This window comes from Brochothrix sp. (assembly GCF_017549435.1).
Lineage (GTDB): Bacteria > Bacillota > Bacilli > Lactobacillales > Listeriaceae > Brochothrix > Brochothrix thermosphacta.
The window spans coordinates 1-8,767 of the sequence record NZ_JAFYUW010000084.1; the positions used below are offsets into that span (position 1 = coordinate 1).

Genomic DNA, 8,767 nt, shown 5'->3' on the forward strand with positions numbered 1-8,767 from the left:
GAACGCACTTCAAAATACTGACTCCATTTAAAACCCGTTTGTTGTACATGTGAAATGATATAAGGTGGTTTAATAAATAATGTAAGTAACAGACTCACAACACCTATAATAAATGAAAATACAAAAATACTCTCGAACCCCTGTGTTCTCATTAAATAAATACCAATTAACGGACCAATTGCAGTTGAAAGAACAGTACTTAAACTAAAATAACCGATACCTTCTCCTCCACGACTAGCCGGCATAACTTGTGAAACGATTGTTCCGGTTGCTGTTGTTGCAATCCCAAAACCAATCCCATGAATCAAGCGAATGGCCATTAAAAGTAACAGGTTGCTCGGTATAAAATAACATAACGTCATAATCAAAAATAAAATAGTACCGATGATTAACATTTTTTTAGTCCCTAGTTTCGTAATTAAACGACCCGCAAATAAACGACCGCATAATGAACCAATAATAAAAATACTTGCAACAAAACCAGCCATACTTGCAGATGCTGCATGTGTTTCAATCGCATAAGTTGCCATTACAACAAGTAACAAATACATCGACAATGTTAACACGAAGTTAACGACTGATGTTGTGATAAAATCTTTTGTAAATAATTTCTCTTTTTCCATTTATAATCTGCCTTTCTATTTCTAATCTATCGTCTCGAACTATCTATTAAAAAAATATCACTAACCTTAACTTTAATAATAGTTAGTTAGTGAAACTAACACAATTATAGTATCACTCTTTTTCAACTTTTTGTCAATATAAAAAAACACCTTTTAGTGATAAAAGATGTTTTTAAAACGGATTAAAAATCATACGCTTCGTCTTTTTCAATTCTAATTTTCTCTAACACATTAACCATTGTATAAGTATCGTCAACTAACCGCTCTAAACGAAAAACACTATCATCATTAATCAATTCATTACGTGAAAAATCTTTTTCTTCCATAAAAACATAAGTTTCAACTACTTGTGCTTTCATATAAGTTAAGATTGGTTTGAGTTGATGTTCGACAATTAAATAATGTTTTGCAGAACCTGCTGTAACAAACATACTCACAACTTTGTCACGGAAGGCATTAACGGGTAATAAATCAAAAATATTTTTTAGAATTGCAGGAATCGATGCCTGAAAAATAGGTGTTCCTATTATAATTGCATCAGCTGCCATAATAGTCTCAGCAATATATTTAGTATCACCTGTGTAGGTACGATAATCACGACCATCACTAAAAACCATTTCATAATTTGCTAAATCAATCATTGTCACTTCAGCATCGGGGTGTTTTTTCGTTAAAAAATCCATGGTTACACTCATTGCTGTGCGTGTTTTAGATCCTACATTTGAACCGGATAATCCAACAATATGCATGTAATCTCCACCTTATTTTTTTGTGTATTTTTTAATGGCTGGCATAATTTCTGTCGCAATTAATTCAATGTTTTTTTCAATTTTGTCCATTGGAACGCCACCAAAATCAATTTGTGCCATAAAACGTTGTTGTCCGAATAATTCATATTGATAAAGCATTTTTTCAATAATTTGTTGAGGGCTCCCTACCATCAAAGCATCTCTTTTATCTATCGCTTGTGCAAATTGTTGTTTTGGATAACCACCGCCACGAATTGCTTGCATCCCCATGTTCAAATGAGGGTAATATTCACGTAATGCATCCTGAGAATTTTCTGCAACATAAAATAGACTCGTTGTTGCTATTGGCAATGCCTTTGAATCATGGCCATTGGCAGTTGCAGCTTCACGATAAGCGTCTACTGCAATCTTAAAATTCGATGCAGGGCCACCTAAAGTTGTAAGCATCATCGGTACACCTGCTCGACCCGCTTTAATTGCACTGGCAGGCGGTCCACCAACAGCACGCCAAATCGGCAAATTACCATTTAAAGGTTGTGGTAATATTGTCGCATTGTTTAAAGGTGCACGAAACTGCCCTTCCCAAATAACGCGTTCTTCACGATTAAGCTGCAATAATAACTCTAATTTTTCTTCAAATAACTCTTCATAATCCTGCACATCATACCCAAGTAAGCTATAAGCACCAATACGAGAACCACGCCCTGCAACAATTTCTGCACGCCCATTTGATAGTAAATCGATCGTTGCAAAATCTTCGTAAAGTCTTACCGGGTCCGCGGTGCTAATAACGGAAGCAGAGCTGGCAATTTTAATCCGTTCTGTTGCTTGAGCAATTGCTCCTAAAATCACAGTATGCGCTTGTGTTGTAAAATATGCTTCATGACTTTCACCAACAGCAAAAACATCTAGACCTGCTTTTTCAGCTAATTGGCTTGTTTTAACAAGTTCTTGAATGCGCTGTTGTGCAGGAATTGCAGTGCCTGTATGTGGATTAGGTACTAAATCACCAATTGAGTATAATCCAAATTCCATTCCTTTTGTTGTATCTATCCGGTATTTTTCCATTTTATTCACTCCTTAATTTAAAGGGGATAACCCTGCTTCTATTTCTGCTCTACGCTCTTCTAAAAACGGAGGTAAATCTAGTTTTTCTCCCAATTGCTCTTCTTTACTATCGATTAAAAAACCAGGTCCCATCGTTGCGACTTCAATTAAAATACCATTTAGTTCCCTAAAATAAAGGCTCTCAAAGTAATAACGATTCACAATACCCGATGAATGATAACCTCTTTGCTGAACACGTTGTTCAATTAGGACTAACTCTTCCTTGCTCTCTACAGCTAAAGCAAAGTGATGGATGCTTCCTTTGCCAGGTTTTTGCACGGAACCTTCATTTTTTTTGACGATGATGTTACTACCACCATGTGCTTTATTTTTGTAAAGTATGCCTTCTTCATCACTCATTTTTTCTTCATATTCAAAAACTTCCGTGAGCATTTTTCCAAATCGCTCGGCTCGTTTCACTTGAGTTTCGATGATGTGAATTCCCATAATAGAGTGTTTTTCAGCAATGGGAGAGTGCTGCCAATAGTGCCAGCTAGATGGTATTGTTGTGTTTTCATCAACCAATAATACCAATTCCAAACCTTCAGGATCCTCAAACGGCAATGCTGGATACCCAGCATATGTTGTAATGGAATCATGAATCACATTTTTGGAATTAAAACGCCTTTGCCAAAAGGTTAAACTCTCGATTGATGGCACTCGCAAACCTATGCGGCTAATACTATTGCTACCTTTTGTTGTATGCCCTGCACGAGGTAATTCAAAAAAAGAAAGTTCAGTTCCCACACTGCCTGTCGTATCACCATAAAAAAGATGATACATACTTGGGTTATCTTGATTTACTGTTTTTTTCACTAATCTTAACCCTAACACTTCTGTATAAAATTGTTTATTCATTCGTGCATCTTTTGTAAACATCGATACATGGTGATGACCTTTTACTAATGACATATAAACCCTCCTTTTAATTGACTAGTCAATTGACTTTCTGAAAAGAAGGGCTCGCTTCAAATAAAGAGCTGCCCTTCCTATGTTTATTGTTTTTTTAAACTGTTCTTATGAACTTTTGTCATTAACTGATACAATGTTTTTTGCTCTGATTCTGTCAATGCGTCTTCAAAAAATGAAGTTTGAAATTTCAATTGATGCGGCATTGCCTTATTAACGATTGCTTCGCCACTTTCTGTTAGAGTGATGTATTTTGTTTTCCAATCCTGTGTACGATTAATATAACCTTCTTTTTCCAATCGCGTTAACATCCTTGAAATACCACCCTGAGTTACAGTTGCTTTCTCTGCCAGTTCCATCTGTGTAATTGATTTATATACTTGTATTTGTACAAGTACATCAAATTGTGCAGTTGTTAGCCCGAATTCTTTTAAAAATTCATTAGAGAGTTGATTACTAATATTTGTAAAGCGGATTATGCGTAACCAAATTAATGATCCTAATGTGTTTTTTTCCATTGATTGCGCTCCTTGACATAATTTATTTCTCTCGTCTAACTTTACTCTCCCTAGGCTAATATTGCAACTCATCCGTTTAATTAACACTGAATATTAACTACTCTTTTGTGTAGTTAATTGTGCTACGAACTGTATTAATCGGACGAACACTTTTTTCGATTGTTGTTCGTTTTGGTTCGAGGAATGGAGGTAATGATAATTTTTCACCGAGTGTCTCATAAGGTTCATCCCCCATAAAGCCAGGACCATCTGTAGCTAATTCAAATAATATTTGTGGTGCGACTTGTGAGTACAACGATTCGAAGAAATGTCGATTAACATAGCCTGATGTGTTTAAACCATATGATTGAATATGATTGATCCACTCTTCTAAAACTTCACGATTCTCCACACGGAATGCCACATGATGCACACTACCATAACCTTGGCGTGCTTGTGGTAACAATGGATTGTCCTCAATAATTACTTGAGCACCATTTCCTCCTTCACCCACTTCAAAGAGGTGATCAAAATCAGATACTGCTTTTTCTTTGAAGTTAAATACTTTTTCTAATACTTCTTTCATATAATCAAAATGGGCTGTGCGAATAAAAATCGGACCTAAGCCTGTAATTGCATGCTCCAATGGAATCGGACCTGCTTGCCATGGCGTGCCTGCAGCAACACCCGTATTATGTTCATCAGAAATCAACTGATAGTGTTGGTCGTCAAAATCAATAAATGATAACGTACGTACACCAAAACGTTCGATGATTGATTCGTGTGTAACATTCAATCTCTCAAAACGCTCTAACCAATATTCTAATGAGGCATTTGTTGGAACACGAAAAGACGTTTTTGAAATTTCGTTTGTACCATGTTCACCTTTTGGAATACCTGGGAAATCAAAGAACGTCATATCTGTCCCCGCATTTCCTTTATCATCTGCAAAAAACAAATGATAGGTTTGGATATCATCTTGATTCACTGTTTTTTTAACCAAACGCATTCCTAATACATTTGTAAAAAAATCGTAGTTTTTTTCGGCACTGCTTGTAATAGCTGTTACATGATGAATCCCAATTAATCCGTTCATTTTCATTCCTCCTATGTACTTTCTATATCTATCACTTTACTACTCAAGTGATAAAAAAGCAAGTAAATTTGTCTATTTTATAAAATTCCGTTAAACTGACAAAAACGAGTAGATTGGAGCTTTATTATGAATGCATTAATTTTTGAAAAATTTGGTTCTGCTGACGTCTTAGAATACCGCACTAATTTACCCCAACCGTTGCTTAAATCTGATGAAATTTTATTAGAAATGAAAAGTATCGGCGTAAACTATGCAGATGTGTATCGACGCAAAGGAAACTATCATTTAGCTGGACAACCCCCTTTTATTCTAGGGTATGAAGGATCAGGAATCGTGGCTGCTATAGGAAAAGATGTCTCGCACATTACGATTGGAGATCGTATCGGCTTTGCTGATGTGCCTTATGCAAATGCAGAATACGTTGCTGTCCCTATTTCTAAAGCAATTCCCTTACCTGAAGGCATTTCATTTGATACAGCTGCAAGCATGCTACTACAAGGATTAACTGCTCAATATTTAACAGAAGATAGCTATAGTATAAAGAATAATGATACTGTGTTAGTTCATGCCGCAGCAGGCGGTGTTGGACAGAATTTAGTTCAAATTGCTAAAATGAAAGGCGCTACTGTTATTGGCTTAACTTCTTCCCTAGAAAAAGCAGCGATAGTTTCAAACATCGGTGCAGACGCTGTTTTCCTCTATAAGGATGAGTGGGTAGCTCAAACACTTGATTTCACTGCGAATAAAGGGGTTTCTGTTGTCTATGAATCTGTCGGAGCTACTTTAATGTCTAGTTTTGAGGCAACTCGTATTGCTGGAACTGTTGTTTTTTATGGCATGGCAGGTGGTGATCCAGAACCAATTGACCCTCGTATGTTAATGGATACATCCAAAACATTAACCGGTGGTGATTTGTGGAACGTGTTAACGACCCCAACGGCTCGTCAAGAAAGAGCCAACCGTCTTTTCAATTGGTTACTAGAAGGACATATTAAAACACCTGAACCCACAGTCTTTGCATTAGAAAATGGAGCTGATGCACATCGCTTTTTAGAAAGTCGTCAAAGCACTGGTAAGTTATTACTTCATCCATAAAGCATAAAATAAAAAAAACGATTGTAAGAACACAACCTTGTGTTTCTCTCAATCGTTTTTTTATAGTGCCGCTTTATCACAAGCTACTTATCCAATCTTATTTAAATCAGCAGCATAGTTAAGTAATGCTTTACTGTATTTTTTTATATGTTCATCATTGGTTGATTTCACTAATATTTTCAGTAGCTCCTCAACAGCTTGTTTGCTGTCATTTAAATTATAAAGAGTCATGCTCTTAAATGTCTGAAAAACTAAATTAGTTGGAAATTTTTCGATTGCTGTTTCAAAAGTCAGCAACGCTTTATCATATTTCCCGATCGAACGATAAGAACTTCCTAAACCAATTAACGCATCTTCTAATGCATCCGCCTTCAAACCTAACATGATTGCTTTTTCATACAAAGGAATCGCTGCTACCTCATTACTTAGAAGGTCAAAACTCCAAGCACATTGATAATTAATCACTGAATCAGTTGGAAATTTTTTCACTAATTCCACAAGCATTTCATTCGATTTTTCATTATTTTTATAACGTAAGTCCAGTGCCGCTTGTAATCTTTCTTTCACTAAATTCAACTCCTTTTTTTGTTGTGAGACATTGACTCGTTGCAATTATATGATATCCAACATCCTAATTATATTAAAATTAATAAATACCCACAAATAAAAAAGCACGCTGACAAAAACGTCAACATGCTTGTTTCCAATTTATTCGTGGCTAGATGACTCAGTATTACTTTTTAATTTTCTCAAATAAAATAATAAATAAATACACGAGCCCCACTGTTAGCAAGATATGCCCTAAACCTGCCATACCAGCTAAAGCACTCCCTGTTGTTCCACCTAAAACCGTAATACTGCCTTTAATCACAAACAAAGTGACTGTCACAATCAAACCAGCATTATAAAGATAATAAAACAACTTAAAATTCTTGCTGCTCATAATTTGAAAGTTTTTTTCCAATACTAAAACAATCAAAAACATAAACATTCCCAACATTAGTAAATGTGTATGGATAACGCTTAACTGCGTATCCCCAGTAAAATCATTGTACTTCGTGAACTCACGATAATACACACCTGAAGCCAGGCCTAATAAACAATAAACGAATGACGTCATTAACAATTTTCTCATGGTTCTCTCCTTTTTAAAGCTTATTTGTAGATAAGGTATGAAGAGTGTTACACCATTGATATTAGTCGTTATCACTTCGTTTTACAACCGCTCTTTCAATTTGTCCTAAAATGTTCACAGTTTCACAAGGTACCGTCCAACTGCTTGCCCTTTTAATAAGGTTGGCAATACTGTTGGTAAATCTTCTAATCTAATTTCTTCATCAATCAACTGTTCCAAATTTTGTGGTTTTAAATCAGTCGCTAAACGTTGCCACAAAGCGCGACGGTCTGTACTTGGAAATTCAACTGAATCAATTCCCAATAGATTAATCCCCCGTAAAATGAAGGGGAAAACCATCGTTGGCACGGCAGTTCCTGCTGTTAATCCACTTGCTGCTACACTGCCACCATACTTGATTTGACTCAAAAGCGAGGCTAATACTTCTCCACCAACTGTATCAACTGCGCCCGCCCATTTTTGTGTGCCTAAGGCTTTTATCTTCCCATCATAAACCGCTTCACGCGAAACGACTGAGCTTGCTCCAATTTTTTGAAGGAACGCTGTTTGTTGTGCTTTACCAGAACTAGCGACGACATTGTAACCTTTATCTGCTAGTAAAGCGACTGCCATACTTCCCACGCCGCCTGTTGCACCTGTAACCAGTACTTCTCCTTGTTCTGGTTTCAAACCGTTAGCTTCTAAACGATCAATCGATAGTGCAGCAGTAAACCCAGCTGTGCCATAAATCATCGCTTCTTTCATGGTTAACCCTTTCGGTAACGGTATCACCCATTCAGCAGGTAACGAGGCATATTCACTGTAACCACCGAAATGAGAAACACCAATTCCATAACCCAATGCGATGACTTCATCTCCTGCTTTAAACGCGGCATTTTTTGATGAGACGACTGTTCCAGCAATATCTACACCTGGAATAAACGGATATTCTTTCACAATATTACCATTCGGAATCGTTGCTAAGGCATCTTTATAATTAATGCTTGAATAGGCCACCTTAACAAGCACATCTTCTACTGGTAAGTCTGCAAAAGTAATTTCCTCAATACCTACTTTAAAAGAATCTGCTTGCTTATCAACGATAAGTGCTTTGAATTTTTCTGTCATGTTTAGCTGCCTCCTTCAATTTTATGTACCATCTTACGACTATAAACCATTTGCTCACCTTTTATACCCCTAATACGTTGCGTTGTATCTTTAAAACCGCACGCTTGATATAATTTGATTGCTGGATGGTTCAGACAATTAACCAGTAATATAATTTCAGTAATGTTCGGAAAGTGCTTTTCAAGGTAGAATGGTAATGCCATCAATGACTGTTTGGCGTACCCTCTTCCCTGATAATTTGAATCGGTAGAAAAAGAACGCAAAAGAATAGCATTCGAATTTTCTGTATAAATTTGGACTGCGTCTCCAACTGACAAACTAAAAAAAGTAACAAGCTGTTCATCACTGATTGTTAAGACAGAAAAACGTTGACTATCGTCCTTTGTCTTTTGCACACAAACGGTCGGCAATTCAGTAAACCGCTGATGTTCTTCTAGTAATTGATAAGC

General features: G+C 36.5%; 11 protein-coding genes. 1 reads left to right on the forward strand and 10 read right to left on the reverse strand.

The annotated features are described in order from the left end of the window. The 6 genes from IKV95_RS05670 to IKV95_RS05695 form a co-directional block, all read right to left on the reverse strand. A partial coding sequence (locus IKV95_RS05670) for an MFS transporter (RefSeq protein ID WP_287451494.1) occupies positions 1-623 on the reverse strand: 623 nt, incomplete at its 3' end. Between the two features lie 182 nt (positions 624-805). After that, on the reverse strand, positions 806-1,372 hold the full coding sequence (locus IKV95_RS05675) for an NADPH-dependent FMN reductase (protein ID WP_069126392.1): 567 nt from the start codon (positions 1,370-1,372) through the stop codon (positions 806-808). A 12-nt stretch (positions 1,373-1,384) separates the two neighbouring features. Further along, positions 1,385-2,440: an LLM class flavin-dependent oxidoreductase gene (locus IKV95_RS05680; protein WP_029091406.1), complete on the reverse strand. Its 1,056-nt coding sequence runs from the start codon at positions 2,438-2,440 to the stop codon at positions 1,385-1,387. A gap of 12 nt (positions 2,441-2,452) precedes the next feature. Continuing rightward, on the reverse strand, positions 2,453-3,391 hold the full coding sequence (locus IKV95_RS05685; protein ID WP_069120780.1) for a VOC family protein: 939 nt from the start codon (positions 3,389-3,391) through the stop codon (positions 2,453-2,455). Positions 3,392-3,474: 83 nt separating this feature from the next. Further along, entirely contained in the window at positions 3,475-3,906 is a 432-nt protein-coding gene (locus IKV95_RS05690; protein ID WP_069120779.1) for a MarR family winged helix-turn-helix transcriptional regulator, read from the reverse strand. 97 nt (positions 3,907-4,003) lie between these two features. Then, positions 4,004-4,981 (reverse strand): ring-cleaving dioxygenase, encoded by a 978-nt coding sequence (locus tag IKV95_RS05695; RefSeq protein ID WP_069131456.1) that lies wholly within the window; start codon positions 4,979-4,981, stop codon positions 4,004-4,006. Between the two features lie 126 nt (positions 4,982-5,107). Here IKV95_RS05695 and IKV95_RS05700 point away from each other — a divergent pair, with 126 nt between their 5' ends. After that, positions 5,108-6,076 (forward strand): quinone oxidoreductase family protein, encoded by a 969-nt coding sequence (locus IKV95_RS05700; protein WP_029091402.1) that lies wholly within the window; start codon positions 5,108-5,110, stop codon positions 6,074-6,076. An 87-nt stretch (positions 6,077-6,163) separates the two neighbouring features. Here IKV95_RS05700 and IKV95_RS05705 read toward each other — a convergent pair whose 3' ends face one another. From IKV95_RS05705 to IKV95_RS05720, 4 genes are all read right to left on the reverse strand, one after another. Beyond that, positions 6,164-6,643, reverse strand: a complete 480-nt coding sequence (locus tag IKV95_RS05705) for a tetratricopeptide repeat protein (RefSeq protein ID WP_119946039.1) — start codon at positions 6,641-6,643, stop codon at positions 6,164-6,166. Between the two features lie 166 nt (positions 6,644-6,809). Next, entirely contained in the window at positions 6,810-7,211 is a 402-nt protein-coding gene (locus IKV95_RS05710; protein WP_069120773.1) for a DUF2871 domain-containing protein, read from the reverse strand. A 114-nt stretch (positions 7,212-7,325) separates the two neighbouring features. Beyond that, positions 7,326-8,318 (reverse strand): acrylyl-CoA reductase family protein, encoded by a 993-nt coding sequence (locus tag IKV95_RS05715; RefSeq protein WP_069131448.1) that lies wholly within the window; start codon positions 8,316-8,318, stop codon positions 7,326-7,328. 2 nt (positions 8,319-8,320) lie between these two features. Next, the coding region (locus IKV95_RS05720; RefSeq protein WP_287451495.1) for a GNAT family N-acetyltransferase at positions 8,321-8,767 on the reverse strand (447 nt) is incomplete at its 5' end.

Excerpts from the sequence above, each read along its gene's own strand:
- IKV95_RS05685 (WP_069120780.1), bottom strand. The coding sequence starts at position 3,391 with ATGTCATTAGTAAAAGGTCATCACCATGTATCGATGTTTACAAAAGAT.
- IKV95_RS05690 (WP_069120779.1), bottom strand. The coding sequence starts at position 3,906 with ATGGAAAAAAACACATTAGGATCATTAATTTGGTTACGCATAATCCGC.
- IKV95_RS05695 (WP_069131456.1), bottom strand. The coding sequence starts at position 4,981 with ATGAACGGATTAATTGGGATTCATCATGTAACAGCTATTACAAGCAGT.
- IKV95_RS05700 (WP_029091402.1), top strand. The coding sequence starts at position 5,108 with ATGAATGCATTAATTTTTGAAAAATTTGGTTCTGCTGACGTCTTAGAA.
- IKV95_RS05675 (WP_069126392.1), bottom strand. The coding sequence starts at position 1,372 with ATGCATATTGTTGGATTATCCGGTTCAAATGTAGGATCTAAAACACGC.
- IKV95_RS05680 (WP_029091406.1), bottom strand. The coding sequence starts at position 2,440 with ATGGAAAAATACCGGATAGATACAACAAAAGGAATGGAATTTGGATTA.
- IKV95_RS05715 (WP_069131448.1), bottom strand. The coding sequence starts at position 8,318 with ATGACAGAAAAATTCAAAGCACTTATCGTTGATAAGCAAGCAGATTCT.
- IKV95_RS05710 (WP_069120773.1), bottom strand. The coding sequence starts at position 7,211 with ATGAGAAAATTGTTAATGACGTCATTCGTTTATTGTTTATTAGGCCTG.